The sequence below is a fragment of the Larsenimonas salina genome, assembly GCF_023736155.1.
Classification (GTDB): Bacteria; Pseudomonadota; Gammaproteobacteria; order Pseudomonadales; family Halomonadaceae; genus Larsenimonas; species Larsenimonas salina.
The window spans coordinates 312,594-333,494 of the sequence record NZ_JAMLJJ010000002.1; the positions used below are offsets into that span (position 1 = coordinate 312,594).

Here is a 20,901-nt window from a genome sequence, read left to right on the forward strand (position 1 = left end):
CGGTCCTGCGTGGTCGTTAGGTGTTGTCGAGCAAGGCAACCCAATCATCGAGGGTCGGGTTTTCGGCCAGGTCCATGAAGGACACGCTGTAGCCATGACGACTCAAGCGCTCGGCAAGCGTCATCATGCGCATGGAATCAAGCCCCATGAACAACAGGTTGTCGCTGGGGTCGAGCGTTGAAACGTCGTGTTCGATCAAGGGGTCGAGTTCAGCCTTGAGCGTTGAAAGCGTATCGGTCATGCCTGGGTCTCGCAGGTGGTGTGATGGGTCAATGCGTTGGTAATGGTTGCGCGAGTCTGGGTCACGCCACAGCGCTTGGCAACGTAGCTTGTGGCCATCAGATGCTCCTCGAGTGAGAAGTCCGCCAGGGCGTCGAGCACGAAAAACGGCTGGACGTCCTGCATGAAGGCCTCGAGCGCCGAGGCCAGGCAGCCGATGTGGGCGTAGACGCCGGTCACGATCAGTTGATCCCGGCCCTGCTCACGCATCATGTCGCGAAGCGGTGAGCGCTGAAAGGCGCTGTAGCGCCACTTGGTCAACACCGTGTCCTTCGCACTCGGGGCGAGTCTGTCGACGACGGGCGCCTGTTCGGGGGCAGCGGGCAGACCCGGGCCCCAGAAGTCGTTGAGCAGGGCACGGTCGTCGTCCGGTTGATCGGTCGGCTGCGCGGTATAGACCACCGGGATGCCGGCACGGTCGGCGATGGCGCGAAGAGCGGCGATGTTCTCGATCAGCGCCGGAATCGGGGCCTGACTGCGATCAAACTTGTTGAGAAAGTACTCTTGCATGTCGTGAATCAAAAGCACCGCCCGGTCTGGTTCGACCTGCCAGTCGACCCGGTTGTCGGGCTGGTCGGCCGCACTCGGCATGGGGTAGCTTGCAATTGCGGGAATGGTCATCGAACTCTCCTGTGAGCGCTTGGGGCAAATCGAAACGGCGATATCAGGCCGAGAAATAGGTGTCCTTGAGGGCCTGGCGGAGCGCCTTCTTGCTGATCTTGCCCACCCCTGTGTGGGGGAAGGCGTCAATCGCGCGAACCTGATCCGGCAGCTTGAACGTGGCAAGGCCCCTTGTTTTCAGGAAGTCGACCAGCGTCGGCGTATCGGGCGCAGTGACGCCTTTTCTGGGAATCACGAAGGCGCAGGGGCGTTCACCGAGAAAGTCGTCCGGCATCGCCACCACCGCAGTATCGAAGACGTCCGGGTGGGCGAGGATCAGGTTTTCCACTTCTTCCGGCGAAATCTTCTCGCCGCCGCGGTTGATCTGATCCTTTTCGCGCCCGCCGACAATCAGATAGCCCGCCGGGGTCTGGGCGACCACATCGCCGGTGCAGTAGAAGCCATCCGCGGTAAAGCTTTTGGCGTTAATGCCTGAATTATCGAAATACCCGCGAATGGTATAGGGCCCGCGGGTTTGCAGATTGCCGGGAGTACCCGGGGCGACCGGCTGGCCGTGGTCATCGACGATGCGCACCTCATCAAGTGCCGAGATCGGTCGGCCCTGGGTGTAGAGAATCACGTCCTCGTCATCGTCGAGGCGGGTGTAGTTCACCAGACCTTCGGCCATGCCGAACACCTGCTGAAGCGTGCAGCCAAGTACCGGGCCGACCCGTTTGGCCGCCTCCGAGTTCATCTTTGAGCCGCCGACTTGAAGTACCTGAAGTGAGGATAGATCGCGCTCGGTATGCGCAGCGGCGTCGAGCCACAGCATCGCAAGCGGTGGCACCAGCGCAGTGTGGGTCACGCCTTCGCGCTCGATCAGCTCGAAACAGGTGGTCGGCGAGGGCTCGGGGGCCATCACCATACAGCCGCCGGCGGCGATGACGCCGAGAAAGCCCGGTGAACTCATGGGGAAGTTGTGCGCTCCCGGCAGGGCGATCAGGTAGGTGGTGCGTTCATCGAAACCACACGGTGCCAGGCTCCCGATCACGCTATAGAGGTAATCCTGATGGCGTCTCGGGATGAGCTTGGAAAGCCCGGTGGTGCCGCCGGAGAGCTGGAAAAACGCCAGATCGTCGGCGTCCACGCCCGGCCAGTCCTCGAGCAGTGGGGCGTCGCTCTCAAGGGACTCGAGGGCGGTGAACTCCTCGGGCGCCCCGTCGATGTAGACGTGCTCGAGCGTCGGGCAGGCCGCCTGGACCTCGTGGGCAAGGGTTCTGAAGTCAAAGCGCGGCTGGCCGCTAACGCGGTCGGCCATGGTAATCAGCGCGCGGGCGTTTGATGCCGTGCAGAAATGGGTGATTTCCTTGGCGCGGTGCGCCGGCAGTGCGAACACCGGCAAGAGCCCGAGCCGGAAAAGCGCGAACGTCGTGACGACAAACGAGGCCCGGTTGCCAAGCTGCACCACCACGCGATCCCCCTTCTTGAGCCCGCTTCGCTGAAGACCGGCGCACAGGCGATCGACTCGGGCGTCGAGGGCGCGATAACTCAGCCGTGTCTCGCCGTCGACCAGAGCCGGGTCGGCGGCGAAGCGCTCGGCCTGCGTTTTCAGAAGTTCCCCGAAGGTCTGATCACTCCAGAGGCCTTGGTCGCGGTAGTGCTGCTTGAACGCCTCGGGGTAGTCCGGCGATTTGGCGCGAACCTCGTCCAGGTCGGCGGCGATGTAGTCGTTGGTGCTCATAGTGTGTTCAGTGCGTCCAGTCCCATGGCGTTGAGCATGGTTTTCAGTTTCGTGCCGGTTTCGACCAGCTCCTTTTGTGGGTCCGAGCCCGGAACGAGTCCGGCGCCGGCGTATAGGCGAACGTGGGTGTCGTGGACATCGGCGCAGCGAATCGCCACCGACCACTCACCATTGCCTTCGCTGTCGCACCAGCCGACGGCGCCAGCGAAATAACCGCGTTTAAACGGTTCGATATCATGGATGGCCTGGTAGGCCGCCTGACGCGCATGCCCACACACCGCAGGCGTCGGGTGCATGGCGGCCGCCAGCTCAAGGGAGGTGGTGTCCGGGTCCTTGAGCTCGCCAACGATGGTGGTCGACAGATGCCACAGTGTGTCGGTGCCGATCACCGAGGGGCCGTCCGGGATGTCCAGATAGGCGCAGTAGGGCGAAAGACCGTCGATGACGGCGTCGATCACCAGCGCGTGTTCGCGACGGTCCTTGTCGGAGGCGGCCAGCTCACTTGCCCGGCGTTGATCTTCGCTTTCGTCAGAATGACGCGGGATCGAGCCGGCCAGCGGGTTGACGATGACCTGATTGCCCTCGCGGCGGACCAGAAGCTCCGGGCTTGCGCCGATGAAGGCATGGGCCGGGGCGCTGTCGGGCTGTTCGGGGGTCATTGGCAGTGAGAAGCTGTAGCCGCGCGGGTTAATGGCGATCAATCGTTTGATGAGTGGCTTGAGATCGACGCTTTGGTCGGTGTTCATCTCAAGCGTTCGGGCCAGCACGATCTTTTCGACCCGGCCCTGCCGCATGGCCTCCAGCGCCTGTTCGACGCCGTCGCGATAGCCCTGAGGGCGCGGGAAAAGCGCGTGCTCGGTCGGCGTTACGCGCACGGGCGTGCGGCTCAGGTCATGGCGTGCATCAATGCTCAGCGCCGACGTTTCGAACCAGTGCTTCGGAACGTAAAGGTGCGCGGGCTGGGTTGTGTCGAAGGGCAGAGCGCCGACCACCACCGGGTTGGTTTGACCGTCGCGTCGCGCGCGCTCGAACAGAGTATTGACCTGCTCGTTAAGGGTCTCGGGTGTTGCCGGCCGGTTGCTGTGGGCGTTGAACAGGCAGCCTTTGGCGAGCAGAGTTCGATGCGGTGAGCTGAACAGGAAATCGTTGAGTTGAAACGATTCGATCAGATCCATGGGGGTGTCTTGCACGGCCGTGTGTCCCCCGGACTCACCGTCGAACATGATGGAACTCATAGGAAGGCTGCCTCCTGCAGTGACCCGATAATGATGATGCGATGAGGGTCATCCTATTCTAAATGAGAAAAGTTATCAAAATCATTTGTGTTGTTTTTTTCAGTGTTTTATTGCAGTGAGCTAATGAGACTTTGGTCGCCATCGACAAAAGTAGTGATCAAGACTTGAAGTGGGTGGTTACTCAATAAAAACAAGTCTTTGGCTTAGGTTTGTTTTTGAAATATATGTTCTCTTTCATTTTTTTATGAAATGTATGGTTGAAAGCGACGTCGGGTTGTCGACATGCTGTCAGAACTTAGTCCGTGCTTAATTCCATTTAGGCACGAAAGGACATGGCTACGCGTAGGTCAATAGGAGTTCATTGGATGGGCATGAGTCACGAAAGCGCGGTCTCGGAACCACTGGGAAACGGTTCGACATCGGCTCGGCGCCAGTGCTCCCTTCGAGCGATCACGACAGTGTCGACGTTTGGCGGGCTGCTGTTTGGCTACGATACCGGCGTGATCAATGGGGCCTTGCCCTACATCGCCAACCACTTTCACCTGACGCCCCTGACGGAGAGTCTGGTGGTGTCGTCGCTGGTGTTCGGTGCGGCGCTAGGTGCCATGCTGAGTGGTCGCATGTCCGACAATCACGGTCGGCGCAAGATGATATTGTGGCTGTCACTGATCTTTCTAATCGGTACTCTTGGCAGCACCTTCGCCATCAGCACCAGCATGATGGTGGTTTCTCGTTTCGTACTAGGCCTTGCTGTCGGCGGTGCCTCGGTCATCGTTCCGACCTATTTGGCCGAAATGGCACCGAGTGCGATACGCGGCCAGCTGGTTACGCGCAACGAGCTAATGATCGTTACCGGCCAGCTGATGGCATTTAGTTGCAACGCATTGATTGCAAACACGTTCCCCGAGGCACATATCTGGCGGTGGATGCTGGTGGTGGCAACGCTTCCCGCCATCGCGCTTTGGGTCGGCATGATGGTGATGCCTGAAAGCCCGCGCTGGCTGGCGTCCAAGGGTCGGTTCAAGGAAATGCGGGCGGTGCTTAAACAGGTACGTGATACCGACAAGCTCTCCGAGCTGGACGCGGAAGCCCGCGAAGTGCGTGAGCTGGCCGAAGAGGACCGCAAATGCGAACAGGGCGGGTGGCGCGATTTGAAAACGCCTTGGATTCGTCGGCTGTTTCTGGTCGGAGTCGGCGTGGCGGTCGTTCAGCAGATCACTGGCGTCAACAGCATCATGTACTTCGGCACCCAGATTTTGACCGAGTCCGGCTTCGATACTCAGGCCGCACTGGTGGCCAATATCGCCAACGGTGTCATTTCCGTGCTGGCTACGTTCGTCGGTATCTGGCTTCTGGGCCGCGTCGGCCGTCGCCCGATGCTCTTGACCGGCATTCTCGGGACCACCACGGCGCTTTTGATGATCGGCATTGTCTCGATGATGATTTCGGCTGGCCCGCTTCGTGCAACGCTCGTGCTCTCCTTGACCGTCACCTTCCTGGCATTTCAACAAGGGGCGGTGTCTCCGGTGACCTGGCTGATGCTTGCCGAGATCTTCCCGATGCGCATCCGAGGCTTTGCGTTCGGGATGACCGGGTGTGTGCTGTGGTTGGTCAACTTTCTGGTCGGCTTCTTCTTCCTGCAGCTGGTGGGGTGGTTCAGCATTTCGACCACGTTCTTCCTTTTCTTCGTGCTCGGCCTTGGCGCGTCTTTGTTTGTCTATCGATGCACGCCCGAGACGCGTGATCTGAGCCTTGAAGAGCTCGAGGCTAAGTTCAAGCGGACGGTTTAACGCGTCGCCCGTTTTGGAAGGGGCGTGCTAAGGTTGGCGTTTTGAACTGGAAGGACACGTTCGATGACACTCAAGGCCATCCTGTTCGACTGCGACGGCACCCTGGTCGATTCCGAAAGCGCGCACCGGGCGGTGTGGAACGAGGTGCTTGCCCCATACGATGTCCATATCGACGAGGACGAGTACAAGGCGCATTACTCCGGCAACCCGGTCACGACCAGCGTGACCCAGATGAAGGCGCTGCACCCGGAGCTTAATACCCCCGATGATGAGCTTGTGCGACAAAAGACCACCCGCACCGCCGAGCGCTTCGCGCAGACGCCGCTAAACGCGCTTGAGGGTGTAATGGCGACGATGGCACGGTGTGATGAGCTGGGTCTTCGCCGCGCCCTGGTGACCGGCAGCGGGCGTGACGAGGTCAGCGCCATCCTCGATAACCTCGAGCTTTCGACACTGTTTGAGGTCTGGGTTACTCGTCAGGACGTTACCCACAGCAAACCCGACCCCGAAAGCTATACCCGCGCGCTTGACGTGATGGGGCTGGCGCCCAACGAGGCGATCGCGCTTGAGGATACCTCGCACGGGGTGACCTCAGCCGTGCGCGCCGGCGTCGAGGTGATCGCCATTCCGAACGCGTATTCGGCCGCGCATGACTTCAGCGGGGCGGTGTTCGTTGCACGCGACATGACCGCCGCGCTTGGCTGGATCGAAGCGCACCGGCTCGCCTGAGCATGGATCATCGCCAGCTCCGCTTTCTGGTCGCGCTTGCCCGGGAACGCCACTTCGGGCGGGCGGCCGAGCGCGTCAACGTCACCCAGCCGACGCTCTCTGCCCGGCTCAAGCAGCTCGAACAGGAGCTGGGCACGCCGCTCATTCGCCGTGGCCGCCGCTTTGAAGGGTTTACACAGGAAGGTCAGCGAGTGCTGGCGCACGCCCGCCGCATCCTGTCGGAGTTCGATGAGCTTTACGCCGAGCTGGACCCGACGCAGGGCCCAAGCGGCTGGCTGACCATCGGCATCGTGCCTTCGGCCCTTAGTGAGGTCGCCTCGCGTCTGGCTAGGCTTCGTGCCGCATTTCCGGCGCTTCGACTCCGCGTTCGCGAGTACACCGCGCTTGCGTTGATGCAGGCGCTGGCCGACGAGGAGGTCGACCTCGCGATCAGCTATCTGGACCTGCCGGCGGCGGAGCCTTTTGTGGCGCGGCCGCTGTTTGAAGAGCAGTACAGCGTGCTGGCCTCGCCCTCGGTGGTACTTTCCGAGCCGATAAACTGGGCCTCGCTTGCCGGGCAGCCCTTGTACATGCTGACCTCAGACATGCAGCAGCATCAGTTGATCCGCGCCCGCCTCGAGCGCGAGGGCGCCAATACCGAGGCGGTGGTCGAGGTCGACTCCATGGCGATGCTGATCGTGCTCTTGAAGCAGGACCGCGCCGTGACTGTAGTGCCCGAGCGTCTGGCGGCCACGCTGACCGATGAGCCCTTGGCGTGCCATGCGTTGCCACCGCTGCCTACGCCGTCGCGGCTGGGGCTTTTATGGAAGCGGCGCGACTACCAGCTTGCCCGCCTCAGTGCGGTGCTTGGTGTCTTTTGAGCGCCGGCCCGTGCGGGCGCTCGCGTTCTATTCTTAAACACGCCAGCGCGGGCATGGCGTCACTTTTGATAGATACGCTCTATGTTGATATCGGCGCTGTTGATTAGCCTGCTTGTTGTTATCGCCGTAAACTTTAGTGGTACACGGCGGCTCGAACCGACCCCAACGTGAGTCCCTGTTATGTCTTCTAAAACGCCAAACGTCTACGAATGGGCCGTTGATTTGCGGCCAGAGAGCCTGAATGGCCCAGAGGAGCAGGCGGTAACGCTTGCCCTGAACGAGATGGCCTTTGCCTCCGTTCTGGCCTCGCCCGAAGACCTTGAGGCCTGGGCCACCGGATTCGCGTTCAGCGAAGGCTTGATTCGACACGTCAGTCAGATAGAGACCATCGATCAACGACCGCTGCGACACGGCCATCTGGTGCGACTTACAGTGCCTGAGCATCTGGAGGCGCAGGCCCGAGAGCGTCGGCGGGTCGGTGCCTCTACCAGCAGCTGCGGGCGCTGTGGCACGGCCGAGGAAGGGTTGATGTTCGAAGGGCTGCGCCAGCTTCCGCCGGCAAGATTGCCCGCCCCCGAGCAGTGGCAGACCCTGCTTGAGGCGCTGAATGCGCGCAGTCAGGCCGGCTATCACGTGGCGCTTGGGGTCGATGATCAGGCGCGCCTCACATCAGGTCGCGACATCGGGCGCCATAACGCGCTGGATAAGCTACTTGGCAAGGGGCTTTTGGGCACGATGCCGCAGACGGTTCTGATTTCGAGCCGATGCAGCCTCGAGCTGATTCAAAAGAGCGTGCGTGCAGGCGTTACCTCGCTTGGCACGCTGTCGCTGCCTTCGACGCTCGCCGTGGAAACCGCCCGTCTGTGCGGACTCAACCTCATCTGTTGCCATCGCGGGCACAGGCTTCAGTTGCTGAGTCGCGGCCGGGACCCCGATTGATGTTTGAACGGTGATGCGCCGCCCTGGCGGCGCGCAAGGCTTATCATGAGTAAAGAACGCATCCACGAGTACCACCACCCGGCCGCTGGCTGGGGCGCCCTCAAGTCCGTTGGCAAGTTCATCGCCGAAAGCCGCGCACCGTTTTCAAACGTTCGGGCGCTTTTGAAACTCAATCAGCCCGATGGCTTCGATTGCCCCGGCTGCGCCTGGGGCGACCCCGAACACGGCTCGTCGTTCGAGTTCTGCGAAAACGGCGTCAAGGCCGTCACCTGGGAAACCACCGCCAAACGCGTGACGCCCCGTTTTTTCAAGCGCCACAGTGTCAGCGAGATGATGGGGTGGGATGATTTTCGTCTCGAGGATCAGGGCCGGTTGACCGCGCCAATGCGCTATAACGCTGCCACCGACCATTACGAGCCCATCGAGTGGCACGAGGCGTTCGACCTGATCGCTGCTCACCTGAGCGCGCTCGAGAACCCGAACGAGGCGGTGTTCTATACCTCCGGCAAGGCCTGTAACGAATCGGCCTACGTCTTCCAGCTTCTGGCCCGGCTTTTTGGCACCAATAACCTGCCGGACTGCTCCAACATGTGCCATGAGGCCAGCGGTGCGGCGCTCGAGGCCTCGCTCGGTGTGGGCAAGGGCAGCGTATTGCTCGAGGATTTCGAAGAGGCCGAGGCGATTTTTACCTTCGGTCAGAACCCCGGCACCAACCATCCGCGTATGCTCGGCACGCTCAGGGAGGCCGCCGACCGCGGCTGTGAGATCGTTGCCTTCAATACGCTGAAGGAGCGCGGCCTGGAGCGGTTCGCCGACCCGCAGCGAAAGCTCGAAATGGCCACCAACGGCAGCGGCCGGGTCAGTACGTTCTACTATTGCCCGAAACTCGGTGGCGACATGGCCGCCGTGCGCGGCATGGCGAAAGTGCTGTTCGAGCGCGATGACGTCACGGGTGAGGTGCTCGATCACGCCTTTATCGCCCGCCACACCGACGGGCTTGCAGCGTATCGTGCTGAGGTGGCGGCGACGCCCTGGGCGGCGATCGAGGATCAGTCAGGGCTTGCGCGCTCGGAGATCATCGAGGCCGCCGAGGTCTACATGCGCTCCAACGCCACCATCATCTGCTGGGCGATGGGGCTGACCCAGCACGAGCACTCGGTGGCAACGATTCGAGAAGTGGTCAATCTGTTGCTGCTCAAGGGCAACATCGGCAAGCCCGGCGCCGGCACCTGCCCGGTGCGGGGGCATTCCAACGTGCAGGGCGATCGCACCATGGGCATTTACGAGAAGCCGGCGCCCGAGTTTCTCGATGAGCTGGAGGCGGCCTATCATACGCCGATGCCGCGAGCGCACGGGGTGGATACCGTCAACGCCGTGCGGGCAATGGATGAGGGGCGCGCCAAGCTTTTTATTGGCCTTGCCGGTAATTTCGCCCGCGCCACGTCCGACAGCGCGGTCTGCGAGCGGGCACTTAAACAATGCAATCTGACCGTGCACATCTCGACCAAGCTCAACCGCAGTCACCTGGTGACCGGCCAGGATGCGTTGATTTTGCCCTGCCTCGGGCGGGTCGAGGTCGATCGCAAGGCCGATGGCACGCCGCAGTTGATCACGGTCGAGGACTCGATGAGCATGGTCCACGGCTCGGCGGGCATCCATAAGCCGGCCGCCAGCACACTTGTCAGTGAAGTCGAGATTCTCACGCAGGTCGCCGAGCGGGTGCTCGGAAATGATGTGGTCGACTGGCCGTCACTTCGACGCGACTACGACGCCATCCGCGAGCACATCGCTCGGGTGATCCCGGGCTTTGAAGACTTCAACGAGCGCGTTCGCGCCCCGCGCGGTTTCTGGCTCGAGAACCCCAACGTCTCGCGCACCTTTCCGACCGAGACCGGACAGGCCCGGTTCAGTGCAGCGGCGCTGCCGGTTGAGGTGCTTCATCAGAAACTCCGGGCGCGCTCGAACTGGCTCACGCTTCAGACTCTTCGAAGCCACGATCAGTACAACACCACCGTGTATGGCTACAACGACCGCTACCGCGGCGTGGAAGGTCAGCGTCAGGTCATTTTCGTAAACGCGGAGGACATGGCCCGTCTCGGGCTCGAGGCCGGCGAGTTCGTGGATCTGATCGGCGATGAATCGGATGGTCAGACCCGACGTGCGGCCGCGTTCAAGGTCGTGCGCTACGATACGCCGGCGGGCTGCGCAGCGGCCTATTACCCCGAAACCAATCCGCTGATTCCGCTGGACAGCGTTGGCATCGAAAGCAACACACCCAACTCGAAATCGGTGGCGATCCGGCTGGTGAAAAGCCAGCGGCTGGCATGATGAACGACACCGTCAACAAGGCCCATGCGCTGCTTGAGCATCGAAGTGATCTTGCACCGCTCGAGGCGTTGATCGTCACTGCGCTTGACGACGGCGTGGGGCGCGATACCGGTCGGCTTGCTCGGACCTTTGAACTCGAGCACGCGCTGGTGTATCGCAGTGCACTCGAGCTTGAGCGCAAGGCGTGGGTTGTGAGTACGGCGCGGTCAGGGCGCAGCCCGGGACTTGCCCTTGCGCTAACTGACGTTGCACGCACCTCGATGGGCGCTTTCTAGGCGTTGACGCCTCTCACGGCTGCCGCCATTCCTCTGGCGGCGGCCCGGATACATTTTTAAACAGCGCTTGATGCCCTGCGCCCTGCGGCCGCCAGGGTGGTTAGACGTTAGTCTATGTGGTCATTTTTTCACCGTTCCGGTTAAGTCTCGCTCTACACGCTTTACGAGTTCGGAGACGACATGGCGCTCGCGCGCAGTGTTTACCCACGCGGCATTCATCGCTTGGCCCTTGGCCTGATCATCGCCCAGGTTATGCTTTTGACGTCGATGGTCTCGGCAAGTGACAGCCGCGCCGATGGGTTTTCACCGTTTCAGAAAACGGTTCCGGAGTTGGTGGCCGCCTTGAACGATGGCCGTATCAGCTCGGCCGAGCTGGTGCAGTGGTATCTGCGTCGAATCCGGGCCTTTGATGATACCGGCCCCCGCGTCAACGCCATCCTGCGCGTCAATCCACGGGCGCTCGATCAGGCCCGCGCCATTGACCGTGCCCGGGCGCGAGGCGACGCCGTAGGGCCGCTTGCCGGGGTGCCGTTTTTGGTCAAGGACAACATCAACGTCCACGGGCTTCCCACCACCGGGGGCTCGGTGGCGCTTCGAAACGCGATGCCGCGAGACGACGCCTTTTTGATCAAACGGTTGCAGCAGGCCGGGGCGATTGTGTTGGCCAAAGCCAACATGACTGAATTCGCGGCGTCGTTCGGCCGGCCCGGGTACAGCTCCCTCGGTGGCACCACGCGAAACCCCTATAACCCGGACCGTTACGCCTCAGGCTCCAGCAGTGGCCCGGCGGCGGGCGTTGCGGCCAATCTGGCCGCGTTCGCGGTGGGCACCGACACCGAAGGCTCGGTACGGGGGCCTGCAAGTGTGACCGGCCTGGTTGGGCTCAGGCCAACCTATGGCCTGATTAGCCGAAGCGGGATTCTGCCGCTGTCACCGACCTTCGATACCCCTGGCCCGTTGACCCGAAGCGTTTCCGGAAGCGCCCTGATCACGCGCGTGATGGCGGGCATTGACTCGGACGATGATTCGACCGAGCGGCTCACGGCCTCGATGCTCGAGACGCTTGGAAAGGTCGGCCCGGCGACGCTTGAAGGGCTCAAAGTCGGCCGGGTGACTGGCCTTGACGGGGGCAATGCCCAAATCGATGACGCCATGACGCCGCTTGTGGCCTCGCTTGAACAGGGCGGGGCGGTGGTGTCGCCGGTGCAGCTACCTAGGGCGTTCGACCGGCTGTGGTCGCGGGTGATTGCGCCGGTTCAAAACGCCGAATTCCGGCCAGCGATGGAGCGCTTTCTGGGCGATAGCGTTACGGGGGGGCCACCGGACATGAACGACATCATTGCGCGCTGCGAGGAGAACAATCGCCACAACCCTCATCAGCAGGTCAATCCCGAGCGGATCGAGGGCATGGAGCACACCCTAGGGCGCCGCGATACCGTATCCCCCGATTACCTGGATACCCTCTCCTATACGTTGCCCAAGCTTCGAGAGCGGCTGGTTGCGCTGATGGACGAGCAGAACCTGGACGTGTTGATCTTTCCGACCCGGGAGTGCCCGGCCCACCCGCGCACGCCGTCTGGCAAGGCGGGCTTTACGTGCACCAGGGTCGATCACGACCCGATCGGGTATCTGGCAACCGTGACCGGTGCCCCGGAGCTGACGCTGCCGCTTGGCATGACCGAGGCGGGCATGCCGTTCGGCGTGTCGCTTCTGGCCCGGCCGTTCGAGGAGAACACGCTGTTCGCGCTCGGTCAGGCGCTCTTCAAGCAGTCGCCTGCGCCGCGCTATACGCCAGAGCTTGCTTCAGACTGGTATCAGCGGCTCAGCCTTCCCTAGCGAGTGCGCCCTCTTTGGCGAGCGTTGTATGAAACCACTCGGCCAGTGCGCGGTGGCGGCGCTCGGACACCGCGCCGCCCGAGCACAGCACGAGATGCCCACCGGTGGCCTCGAACCCCCAGGGGGCAACCAGCCGCCCCGCATCAATATCGGCCTTGACCAGAAGCTCCGGGGCGATGGCGACGCCGATGCCCGACACCGCCGCTTCGAGCAGGTAGAAAAGGTGCTCGAACCCCTGGTCCAGGGTCAATGTGGTGGCATCGAGACCGCGCGCGGTCGCCCAGTGCGTCCAGGCGGCGGCGCGTGAGGTCGTGTGAAGAAGTGGCGTGCCAACAAGTGCGGAGGGCGGCGTATCCTGCCAGCGTTTGGCAAGGGCCGGGCTTACGACCGGGCCGATGCGCTCTTCGAGCAGTCGCTCGATTAGCGCACTCGAGGGCGTATGATCCAGAAACACGACCGCCGACTCCCGCTCGCCGCGCTGAGGCAGGGCGCTGTCGCTGGCGGCGACCTGTACATCGATGCCAGGCACGGCCTGCTTGAGATGTGCCCAGTGCGGAATCAGCCAGCGGGCGAGAAAACTGCCCGGGCAGCGCAGGACGATCGGCGCGTCGCGCTGGTGGTCGAGCAGGGCCTGACACCCAAGGGTCAGCCGATTGATGCCTGCATGCACGTCGTCGTAGAGCTGATGGCCATCGGCGGTCAACGCCAGCTGACGACCGGCGCGCTCGAACAGGGCGCACTCGAAATACCCATCCAGGGTCTTCAAGTGCCGGCTGACGGCGCCATGGGTCACGTTCAGTTCGCGCGCGGCCTGGACGACACTTCCAAGGCGGGCGGTGGCTTCGAACGCGCGCAGCGCGTTCAGTGGGGGCAGCTTCGACATGTGGCGTCCTTGCGTTCGGTCTGATCGGTTACCTTTTTTGATGGTGGCCTGAGTATATATCCCAAGATTCTGGGTGAATACCTTGCAAACGTGTGAGAAAAATTCACGCAAAAGGGATAAATTGTCGCTTTCTAAGTGGGGCGTTTCTTGCCATGCTTTGGCCATCGAACGACCAATGACGAGGGCTCGTTAATGACCGCACTATCCGCTTTACCCGACCCGCAGGGCTTTTTCGGCGATTTCGGTGGCCAGTTTGTGGCCGAAACGCTGATGCCGCTTATTCTCGAACTCCAGGGCTGCTATGAGGCGGCCAAGGATGATCCGGCCTTTCGGGAAGAGCTTGCCTATTTTCAGCGCGATTACGTCGGCCGCCCGAGTCCGCTGTATTTCGCCGAACGCCTGACCGAGCATTTCGGCGGCGCCAAGATCTACTTCAAGCGCGAAGAGCTCAATCACACCGGCGCGCACAAGATCAACAACTGCATTGGTCAGATCCTTCTGGCCAAGCGCATGGGTAAAAACCGCATCATCGCTGAAACCGGCGCCGGCATGCACGGCGTGGCGACCGCAACCGTTGCGGCGCGTTTTGGCATGAAATGCGTGGTCTACATGGGCGCGACCGACATCGACCGCCAGCAGGCCAACGTGTTCCGGATGCGCCTGCTCGGGGCGGAAGTCATCCCGGTCGAGTCCGGCATGGGCACGCTCAAGGACGCGATGAACGAGGCGCTCAGAGACTGGGTCACCAACGTCGATGACACGTTCTACATCATTGGCACCGTGGCCGGGCCGCACCCGTATCCGGCGATGGTACGAGACTTTCAGGCCGTGATCGGTCATGAAACCCGCGATCAGATGCTCGAGAAGGAACAGCGTCTGCCGGATTCGCTGGTGGCCTGCATCGGCGGTGGGTCAAACGCCATGGGGCTGTTTCATCCGTTTTTGAAGGATGAGAGCGTTCACATGATCGGCGTCGAGGCCGGCGGCCACGGGATTTCGACCGGCGAGCACGCGGCGAGCCTCAATGGCGGCGAACCCGGCGTACTGCACGGCAACCGGACCTACCTGCTTCAAAACGTCGACGGCCAGATTCAGGACGCGCACTCGATTTCGGCCGGGCTCGACTATCCGGGCATCGGGCCGGAGCACGCCTATCTTCACAGCACCAAGCGGGTCGAGTACGTCTCGATCACCGACCAGGAAGCGATCGATGCGTTCCAGCTGTGCTGCCGCAAGGAAGGCATCATCCCGGCGCTTGAAACCGCGCACGCCCTTGCCGAGATCGCCAAGCGCGCGCCGGAACTGCCAGAGGATCACCTGATGGTTGTGAACCTCAGCGGCCGCGGTGACAAGGACATGACAAGCGTTGCCGAGTATCTGGGCGATTCGTTTTAAAGGAGAGGACAATGACAGCACAGGCAAACGCAACCGACGTGTCGATCTCGCGCATCACGCAGCGCTTTGAAGACTTGAAGGCCGAAGGCCGCTCGGCGCTGGTGACCTTTGTGACCGCCGGCGACCCGGACCCGGAAACCTCCCAGGCCATTCTTGATGGCCTGCCGGCCGCCGGCGCCGACATCATCGAGCTCGGTATGCCGTTTACCGACCCCATGGCCGATGGCCCGGCCATCCAGAAAGGCGCCCAGCGCGCGCTCAAGGCCGGCCAGAATCAGCGCAAGACGCTCGAGATGGTGCGCCGCTTTCGCGCGCACGATCAGGACACGCCGATTGTCTTGATGGGCTATTACAACCCGATCTATCGCTACGGGGTCGAGGCGTTTTTAAACGATGCCGCCGAGGCTGGCATCGATGGACTGATCGTGGTCGACCTGCCACCTGAGCACGACGGCGAGCTGTGCCTGCCGGCTGCGGAAAAGGGGCTCAACTTCATTCGTCTGGCCACGCCAACGACGGATGACGCGCGTCTGCCCAAGGTGCTCGAAAATACGTCCGGATTCTTGTACTACGTCTCGGTTGCCGGTGTGACCGGCGCGGGGTCGGCGTCAAGCGAGGCGGTCGAAAAGGCGGTCGAGCGGCTCAAACTGCACTCAAGGCTGCCGGTTGCGGTCGGGTTCGGCATCAAGACGCCCGAGCACGCGGCGATGGTTGCCCGCTCTGCGGATGCGGTCGTGGTGGGGTCTGCGCTGGTTAACACCGTCGAGCAGGCCGAATCGCCCCAGGCGGCCATCGAAGGCGTGCATTCACTGACCCGTGCGCTGGCCCAGGGGGTGCGCACAGCCCGGCAAGCCCGGTAAGCTGTCGGCTTTATGCGTTTATCAAAGGAGAGCGGTATGAAGGCTCGGATCACATTCGGTTCACTGGCAGTGGCGCTGATGGCCCTTGGCGGCTGCGCATCACAGGGCGGCTCCAGTGAGGCGCCCAGCGAGGCTGCCGCCTCCAACGGCGCACAGCCTGCGCAGACGACGTCTACAGAGGCGCAGACGCAAGGCGCGTCGATGGCGACAGGCCAGTGCACCACTGATGGCTTGAAGCCGCTGATCGGTCAGCCACTTGATCAGAAAAATCGTCAGATCATCGTCGATGAGAGTGGGGCGACGTCGTATCGAATGCTGCGCCCGGATACCCCGATGGGCGAGGGCAGCGACCCGTCTCGGCTCAATATCACACTCGATGACGAGGCGGTGATCAGCGCGTTTTCCTGCGGCTGAGCCCGAGGCTCTTGATGCCAGACGCAGGCGCCATGAAACAGGCGCCATAAAAAAAGCCCCGCATTAGCGGGGCTTTTTCGTTGCCTGGGGGCAATTTTGTTGCCGGGGACATCAGTCCCAAGTCAGGGCGCCACCGGTCTGGTATTCGGTCACGCGGGTTTCGAAGAAGTTTTTCTCCTTCGGAAGATCGATGATTTCCGACATCCACGGGAAGGGGTTGTCCACTTCCTCGAACAGCGGCGTAAGCCCGATCTGTTCGGCGCGGCGGTTGGTGATGAAGTGCATGTACTGCTCGCACAGATCGGCGTTCAGGCCAAGAATGCCGCGGGGCATGGTTTCGCGGCCGTAGGCCACTTCCAGCTCGCAGGCGTTCTTGAGCATGCCGCGCACTTCTTCCTGGAACTCCTCGGTCCACAGGTGCGGGTTTTCGATCTTGATCTGGTTGATGCAGTCAATACCGAAGTTCATGTGGATCGACTCGTCGCGCAGGATGTACTGGTACTGCTCGGCGATGCCGACCATCTTGTTGCGACGGCCCAGGGCCAGAATCTGGGCGAACCCGGTGTAGAACCACATGCCTTCGAAAATGACGTAGAAGGCGATCAGGTCGCGCAGAAACGCCTGGTCACGTTCCGGGGTGCCGGTCTGGAATTCGTTGTTTTCCAGATTCTGGGTGTACTGAAGCGCCCAGGCATCCTTTTCGGTGATCGACGGCACTTCGCGGTACATGTTGAACAGCTCGCCTTCATCAAGGCCGAGCGAGGTGCAGATGTACTGGAACGTGTGCGTGTGAATCGCTTCCTCGAACGCCTGGCGCAGCAGGTACTGGCGGCATTCGGGGTTGGTGATGTTGCGATAGATCGCGAGCACGATGTTGTTGGCGACCAGCGACTCGGCGGTGGCGAAGAAGCCCAGGTTGCGCTTGAGCATGCGGACTTCGTCTTCGGTCAGGCCCTGGGGGCTGTTGACCGGCGCGCGCCAGGTAGCGATGTCGCCCTGCATCGAGACTTCGGTGGGCATCCAATGGTTGTTGCAGCCATTGAGGTATTTTTCCCACGCCCAGGTGTACTTCAGCGGCAGCAGCTGGTTCACGTCGCTGCGGCCGTTGATCATGCTTTTTTCGCTGGCGTCGATGCGCCCGGCGCCGGCCTGGATTTCACCGAGACCGGACGTGTCGATTTGATCGTCCACTGTGGTTGCTTGCATCGTTGTCATCCTTTCAGTACCGCCGCGTACGCGACGGCGTATTCTCGGGAAACCCGGCAGGAAGCCCTGCCGGGGCGTCGGCCGTTATTGGCAGGCTTCGCAGTCCGGATCGTCGATCGAGCACGCCTGGGGCGGTGCCGAGCCAAGCGGGGCCTGAACGTCCGGTTCGGGCGTCGGAGCCGGGGCGTTTTGCTGCGCCTCCGGTACCTTGACGCCGGTCAGCTTGCCGTCGGTGCCCTTGAGCGTCGATTTCTCGACCCGCGAGCTTGCCTGGGCGCGAAGGTAGTAGGTGGTCTTGAGGCCAAGCGCCCACGCCATCTTGTAGGTGGTGTCGAGTTTCTTGCCCGACACGCCCGAGATGTAGAGGTTCAGCGACTGGGCCTGATCGATCCACTTCTGACGGCGTGCGGCGGCTTCGACGATCCAGCGGGTTTCCACTTCGAACGCGGTGGCGTAGCGCGCCTTGAGCTCGTCCGGTACGCGGTCGATGAGCTGAACGCTGCCGTCGTAGTATTTGAGGTCATTGATCATCACCTCATCCCAAAGCCCGGCCTCTTTGAGGTCATTGACCATGTGCTGGTTGATGACCGTGAACTCGCCGGAGAGGTTCGACTTGACGTAGAGGTTCTGATACGTCGGCTCGATCGACTGCGACACGCCACAGATGTTGGAAATGGTCGCGGTCGGGGCGATCGCCATGACGTTGGAGTTACGCATGCCCTGCGCCTTGACCGTCTCGCGGAGACTGTTCCAGTCAAGCGTCTGCTCGCGGTTGACCTGGATGTACTGCTCACCACGCTCCTGCACCAGCATCTCGAGTGAGTCGATCGGGAGCACGCCCTGGCTCCAGAGCGAGCCTTCGTAGCTTTCATAGCGCCCGCGCTCGGCCGCGAGTGCGCTCGAGGCCTGGATCGCGTGGAAGCTGATCTCTTCCATGGAGCGGTCGGCGAAGGTCACGGCGTCGTCGCTTTGGTAGGCGATGCCCTGCTTGTAGAGCGCGTCCTGGAAGCCCATCAGGCCAAGACCGACCGGGCGATGGCGGAAGTTGGAGCGCTTGGCCTGCGGGACGGCGTAGTAGTTGATGTCGATAACGTTATCGAGCATGCGAACCGCGGTCTTGACGGTACGGCTGAGCTTCTCGGAATCGAATTTACCGTCAACGACGTGCGCCGCCAGGTTGATCGAGCCCAGGTTACAGACCGCGATTTCGTCCGCGGACGTATTGAGCGTGATCTCGGTGCACAGGTTGGAGGAGTGCACCACACCTGCGTGACGCTGAGGGCTTCGAACGTTGCACGGGTCCTTGAAGGTGATCCACGGGTGGCCGGTTTCAAACAGCATCGAGAGCATCTTGCGCCACAGATCGCGGGCATTGACGCGCTTGAAGAGCTTGAGCTGACCGGTGCGGGTCATCTCTTCGTATTCGCTGTAGCGCTTTTCGAACGCCGCGCCGTACAGGTCATGAAGGTCCGGCACGTCAGAGGGCGAGAACAGCGTCCATTCCTGCTCATCGACCACACGCTTCATGAACAGATCCGGAATCCAGTTCGCGGTGTTCATGTCGTGGGTACGACGACGGTCATCGCCGGTGTTCTTGCGAAGCTCAAGGAACTCTTCCAGATCCAGGTGCCAGCTTTCCAGGTATGAGCATACCGCGCCCTTGCGCTTGCCACCCTGGTTGACCGCGACCGCAGTGTCGTTGACGACCTTCAAAAATGGCACAACGCCCTGGGATTTGCCGTTGGTGCCCTTGATGTAGGAGCCCAGTGCACGCACCGGTGTCCAGTCGTTGCCAAGCCCGCCGGCCCACTTGGACAGCATGGCGTTGTCGCGGATCGCGCCGTAGATGCCATCGAGGGCGTCCGGCACGGTGGTCAGGTAGCAGGAGGAAAGCTGGCTGCGCACGGTACCCGCGTTGAACAGCGTCGGGGTCGAGGCCATGTAGTCAAAGCTTGAGAGCAGCTCATAGAACTCGATCGCACGGGCGTTCTTGTCTTCTTCGTTCAGCGAAAGCCCCATGGCGACGCGCATGAACATGACCTGGGGCAGTTCGTAGCGAACGCCGTCCCGGTGCAGGAAGTAGCGGTCATAGAGCGTCTGAAGGCCCAGGTAGGTGAACTGGCTGTCGCGCTCGTGGTTGAGCGCCGCACCCAGACGGTCGAGATCGAACTCGTTGAGTGCCGGGTCGAGCTGGTCGAACGAAATGCCGCGCTCGATGTAGGCCTTGAAGGCCGGCGCGTAGAGCTCGGCCATGTCGCCGTAGGTGGCCTCATCGGCAACCTCAAGAAACGAGAGCGCTTCGCGGCGCAGGTTATCCTGAAGCAGACGAGCGGTCACGAAGGTGTAGTTCGGTTCGCGCTCGACCATCATGCGCGCGGTCATCATCAGTGCCGTGGCGACGCCGTCGGAAGTGACGCCGTCATAGAGGTTCTTGAGCGACTCATCGACCACGCGCTTGACGTCGACGTTTTCAAGATCCGTGCAGGCCTCGGTCACCAGCACTTCGATGCGGCCCAGATCCAGCGGCTGCTTGCTGCCGTCGGGCTGAGTCACGTTGATGGTGGGGTGGGGCTTCTCGATGCCCTGAGTGCGTGCGGCGCGGGCACGTGCGTGCTCTTCACGGTACAGCACGTAGGCACGTGCGACCTTGTGCGCCTCGGAGCGCATCAGCGCGAGTTCGACCTGATCCTGGATATCTTCGATGTGCAACGTGCCGCCATCGGGCATGCGACGCTGAAAGGCGTTGACCACCTGTTCGCTCAGTTCGCGTACCTGGTTGCGAAGGCGCGAGGAGGTCGCGGCGTTGTCGCCTTCCACGGCCAGAAAGGCCTTGGTCAGGGCCACCGAAATCTTGCTGGCATCGAACTCGGCCACATCACCGCCGCGCTTGATGACGCGAAAGTGCTTGGGCGTTGGAACGTCGTCGATGCCGATATCACTGATCTGATCAGATAGTGTCGAACTCATGCTGGGCTCACCCCTTGAACGTTATGCGAGCGATAGAAGTCATCAAGGCCGTGCCGAAGTGCTGTGGGAATTGCGACGTGATGTCGCCGTTTTTTCTGGCGAAACGGGGCTTGACGAAAAACGCGAAAGCTGTTCCAAAATCTATATGTAGGGATCTTGGATCTAAGTGAGCACAAGATAGTGTTGTTTTGGCCTTCAGGCAATACATTAAGTCAATACATCGCTTGGGGTGAAGCTGTGGGTAAGATGTGGGCAACTGGTGTGCTGGTGCACTCTGGCGGGCCGCGACGCCGAGCGGTGATCTTTTATTTATTTTTATTTTGTTTTGAATATTTTAGATAGCCTTTGACTATTTTCAGCCTAAATAAAACGTGCGTTTGACCGAAGCAGTCAAGACGCGAATGAAACTCAATGGTTTATTGATCGGGTATTTGATAACGTGTGCCTGACGTTAGGGGACGGTAATCAGATACGATGGCCGGCAACATAATGACCATGGGGTAAACTCAGTACACATGTACTGACCATATGAGCATGACCCTTTACGGTCGGTTATCGGTTTTT

Annotated in this window: 17 protein-coding genes; 10 read left to right on the forward strand and 7 right to left on the reverse strand. The window is 61.5% G+C overall.

Annotated features, from left to right (window positions below):
• Positions 1 to 16: 16 nt before the first annotated feature.
• The 4 genes from NAT23_RS14750 to NAT23_RS06710 are packed head-to-tail and all read right to left on the reverse strand — an operon-like array spanning position 17 to position 3,855.
• Positions 17 to 241, reverse strand: coding sequence for a phosphopantetheine-binding protein (locus NAT23_RS14750; protein ID WP_286009965.1), 225 nt, complete (start codon positions 239 to 241; stop codon positions 17 to 19).
• Positions 238 to 900, reverse strand: coding sequence for an isochorismatase family protein (locus NAT23_RS06700; protein WP_286009966.1), 663 nt, complete (start codon positions 898 to 900; stop codon positions 238 to 240). The genes NAT23_RS14750 and NAT23_RS06700 overlap by 4 nt, the downstream gene beginning before the upstream one ends.
• A 43-nt stretch (positions 901 to 943) precedes the next feature.
• Entirely contained in the window at positions 944 to 2,620 is a 1,677-nt protein-coding gene (locus NAT23_RS06705) for a (2,3-dihydroxybenzoyl)adenylate synthase (protein ID WP_251926636.1), read from the reverse strand.
• Positions 2,617 to 3,855 (reverse strand): isochorismate synthase, encoded by a 1,239-nt coding sequence (locus NAT23_RS06710; RefSeq protein WP_251926637.1) that lies wholly within the window; start codon positions 3,853 to 3,855, stop codon positions 2,617 to 2,619. Before NAT23_RS06710 ends, NAT23_RS06705 begins: the two co-directional genes overlap by 4 nt.
• A 371-nt stretch (positions 3,856 to 4,226) precedes the next feature.
• Here NAT23_RS06710 and NAT23_RS06715 point away from each other — a divergent pair, with 371 nt between their 5' ends.
• From NAT23_RS06715 to NAT23_RS06745, 7 genes are all read left to right on the forward strand, one after another.
• Positions 4,227 to 5,645, forward strand: a complete 1,419-nt coding sequence (locus tag NAT23_RS06715) for a sugar porter family MFS transporter (RefSeq protein WP_251926638.1) — start codon at positions 4,227 to 4,229, stop codon at positions 5,643 to 5,645.
• Between the two features lie 63 nt (positions 5,646 to 5,708).
• Positions 5,709 to 6,374: an HAD family hydrolase gene (locus tag NAT23_RS06720; protein WP_251926639.1), complete on the forward strand. Its 666-nt coding sequence runs from the start codon at positions 5,709 to 5,711 to the stop codon at positions 6,372 to 6,374.
• Positions 6,375 to 6,376: 2 nt separating this feature from the next.
• Positions 6,377 to 7,234: a LysR family transcriptional regulator gene (locus NAT23_RS06725; protein WP_251926642.1), complete on the forward strand. Its 858-nt coding sequence runs from the start codon at positions 6,377 to 6,379 to the stop codon at positions 7,232 to 7,234.
• A gap of 180 nt (positions 7,235 to 7,414) precedes the next feature.
• Entirely contained in the window at positions 7,415 to 8,173 is a 759-nt protein-coding gene (locus tag NAT23_RS06730; protein WP_251926644.1) for a formate dehydrogenase accessory sulfurtransferase FdhD, read from the forward strand.
• A gap of 45 nt (positions 8,174 to 8,218) precedes the next feature.
• Positions 8,219 to 10,501 carry an FdhF/YdeP family oxidoreductase gene (locus NAT23_RS06735; protein WP_251926648.1) on the forward strand — a complete coding sequence of 761 codons (2,283 nt, stop codon included), beginning with the start codon at positions 8,219 to 8,221 and terminating at the stop codon, positions 10,499 to 10,501.
• Complete coding sequence (locus tag NAT23_RS06740; protein WP_251926649.1) at positions 10,498 to 10,776, forward strand: hypothetical protein; 279 nt, start codon at positions 10,498 to 10,500, stop codon at positions 10,774 to 10,776. The genes NAT23_RS06735 and NAT23_RS06740 overlap by 4 nt, the downstream gene beginning before the upstream one ends.
• Before the next feature lie 180 nt (positions 10,777 to 10,956).
• Positions 10,957 to 12,612 carry an amidase gene (locus NAT23_RS06745; protein WP_251926652.1) on the forward strand — a complete coding sequence of 552 codons (1,656 nt, stop codon included), beginning with the start codon at positions 10,957 to 10,959 and terminating at the stop codon, positions 12,610 to 12,612.
• Here the strand turns inward: NAT23_RS06745 and NAT23_RS06750 are convergent.
• Positions 12,599 to 13,495 carry a LysR family transcriptional regulator gene (locus NAT23_RS06750; protein WP_251926654.1) on the reverse strand — a complete coding sequence of 299 codons (897 nt, stop codon included), beginning with the start codon at positions 13,493 to 13,495 and terminating at the stop codon, positions 12,599 to 12,601. The two genes, NAT23_RS06745 and NAT23_RS06750, sit on opposite strands and share 14 nt — an antisense overlap.
• Before the next feature lie 192 nt (positions 13,496 to 13,687).
• Between NAT23_RS06750 and trpB the strand changes: the two genes are divergently transcribed.
• From trpB to NAT23_RS06765, 3 genes are read left to right on the forward strand one after another with little or no spacing between them, the layout of a single operon-like run.
• Entirely contained in the window at positions 13,688 to 14,890 is a 1,203-nt protein-coding gene (gene trpB, locus NAT23_RS06755) for a tryptophan synthase subunit beta (RefSeq protein ID WP_251926655.1), read from the forward strand.
• An 11-nt stretch (positions 14,891 to 14,901) separates the two neighbouring features.
• The gene (trpA, locus tag NAT23_RS06760; RefSeq protein ID WP_251926656.1) at positions 14,902 to 15,750 is read left to right on the forward strand and encodes a tryptophan synthase subunit alpha; all 849 of its coding nucleotides are present in this window, start codon (positions 14,902 to 14,904) and stop codon (positions 15,748 to 15,750) included.
• 36 nt (positions 15,751 to 15,786) lie between these two features.
• A complete protein-coding gene (locus tag NAT23_RS06765) occupies positions 15,787 to 16,164 on the forward strand; it encodes an I78 family peptidase inhibitor (protein ID WP_251592294.1) in 378 nt (125 codons plus the stop codon).
• Positions 16,165 to 16,275: 111 nt separating this feature from the next.
• Here the strand turns inward: NAT23_RS06765 and NAT23_RS06770 are convergent, their stop codons facing one another.
• Positions 16,276 to 17,370 (reverse strand): ribonucleotide-diphosphate reductase subunit beta, encoded by a 1,095-nt coding sequence (locus NAT23_RS06770; protein ID WP_251592291.1) that lies wholly within the window; start codon positions 17,368 to 17,370, stop codon positions 16,276 to 16,278.
• 84 nt (positions 17,371 to 17,454) lie between these two features.
• The gene (locus NAT23_RS06775; RefSeq protein WP_251926657.1) at positions 17,455 to 20,337 is read right to left on the reverse strand and encodes a ribonucleoside-diphosphate reductase subunit alpha; all 2,883 of its coding nucleotides are present in this window, start codon (positions 20,335 to 20,337) and stop codon (positions 17,455 to 17,457) included.
• Positions 20,338 to 20,901: the final 564 nt, after the last annotated feature.

What these genes read in the sequence shown, in the direction of transcription:
- NAT23_RS14750 (WP_286009965.1), bottom strand. Translation starts at nt 241, where the DNA reads ATGACCGATACGCTTTCAACGCTCAAGGCTGAACTCGACCCCTTGATC.
- NAT23_RS06700 (WP_286009966.1), bottom strand. Translation starts at nt 900, where the DNA reads ATGACCATTCCCGCAATTGCAAGCTACCCCATGCCGAGTGCGGCCGAC.
- NAT23_RS06705 (WP_251926636.1), bottom strand. Translation starts at nt 2,620, where the DNA reads ATGAGCACCAACGACTACATCGCCGCCGACCTGGACGAGGTTCGCGCC.
- NAT23_RS06710 (WP_251926637.1), bottom strand. Translation starts at nt 3,855, where the DNA reads ATGAGTTCCATCATGTTCGACGGTGAGTCCGGGGGACACACGGCCGTG.
- NAT23_RS06715 (WP_251926638.1), top strand. Translation starts at nt 4,227, where the DNA reads ATGAGTCACGAAAGCGCGGTCTCGGAACCACTGGGAAACGGTTCGACA.
- NAT23_RS06720 (WP_251926639.1), top strand. Translation starts at nt 5,709, where the DNA reads ATGACACTCAAGGCCATCCTGTTCGACTGCGACGGCACCCTGGTCGAT.
- NAT23_RS06725 (WP_251926642.1), top strand. Translation starts at nt 6,377, where the DNA reads ATGGATCATCGCCAGCTCCGCTTTCTGGTCGCGCTTGCCCGGGAACGC.
- NAT23_RS06730 (WP_251926644.1), top strand. Translation starts at nt 7,415, where the DNA reads ATGTCTTCTAAAACGCCAAACGTCTACGAATGGGCCGTTGATTTGCGG.
- NAT23_RS06735 (WP_251926648.1), top strand. Translation starts at nt 8,219, where the DNA reads ATGAGTAAAGAACGCATCCACGAGTACCACCACCCGGCCGCTGGCTGG.
- NAT23_RS06740 (WP_251926649.1), top strand. Translation starts at nt 10,498, where the DNA reads ATGATGAACGACACCGTCAACAAGGCCCATGCGCTGCTTGAGCATCGA.
- NAT23_RS06745 (WP_251926652.1), top strand. Translation starts at nt 10,957, where the DNA reads ATGGCGCTCGCGCGCAGTGTTTACCCACGCGGCATTCATCGCTTGGCC.
- NAT23_RS06750 (WP_251926654.1), bottom strand. Translation starts at nt 13,495, where the DNA reads ATGTCGAAGCTGCCCCCACTGAACGCGCTGCGCGCGTTCGAAGCCACC.
- trpB (WP_251926655.1), top strand. Translation starts at nt 13,688, where the DNA reads ATGACCGCACTATCCGCTTTACCCGACCCGCAGGGCTTTTTCGGCGAT.
- trpA (WP_251926656.1), top strand. Translation starts at nt 14,902, where the DNA reads ATGACAGCACAGGCAAACGCAACCGACGTGTCGATCTCGCGCATCACG.
- NAT23_RS06765 (WP_251592294.1), top strand. Translation starts at nt 15,787, where the DNA reads ATGAAGGCTCGGATCACATTCGGTTCACTGGCAGTGGCGCTGATGGCC.
- NAT23_RS06770 (WP_251592291.1), bottom strand. Translation starts at nt 17,370, where the DNA reads ATGCAAGCAACCACAGTGGACGATCAAATCGACACGTCCGGTCTCGGT.
- NAT23_RS06775 (WP_251926657.1), bottom strand. Translation starts at nt 20,337, where the DNA reads ATGAGTTCGACACTATCTGATCAGATCAGTGATATCGGCATCGACGAC.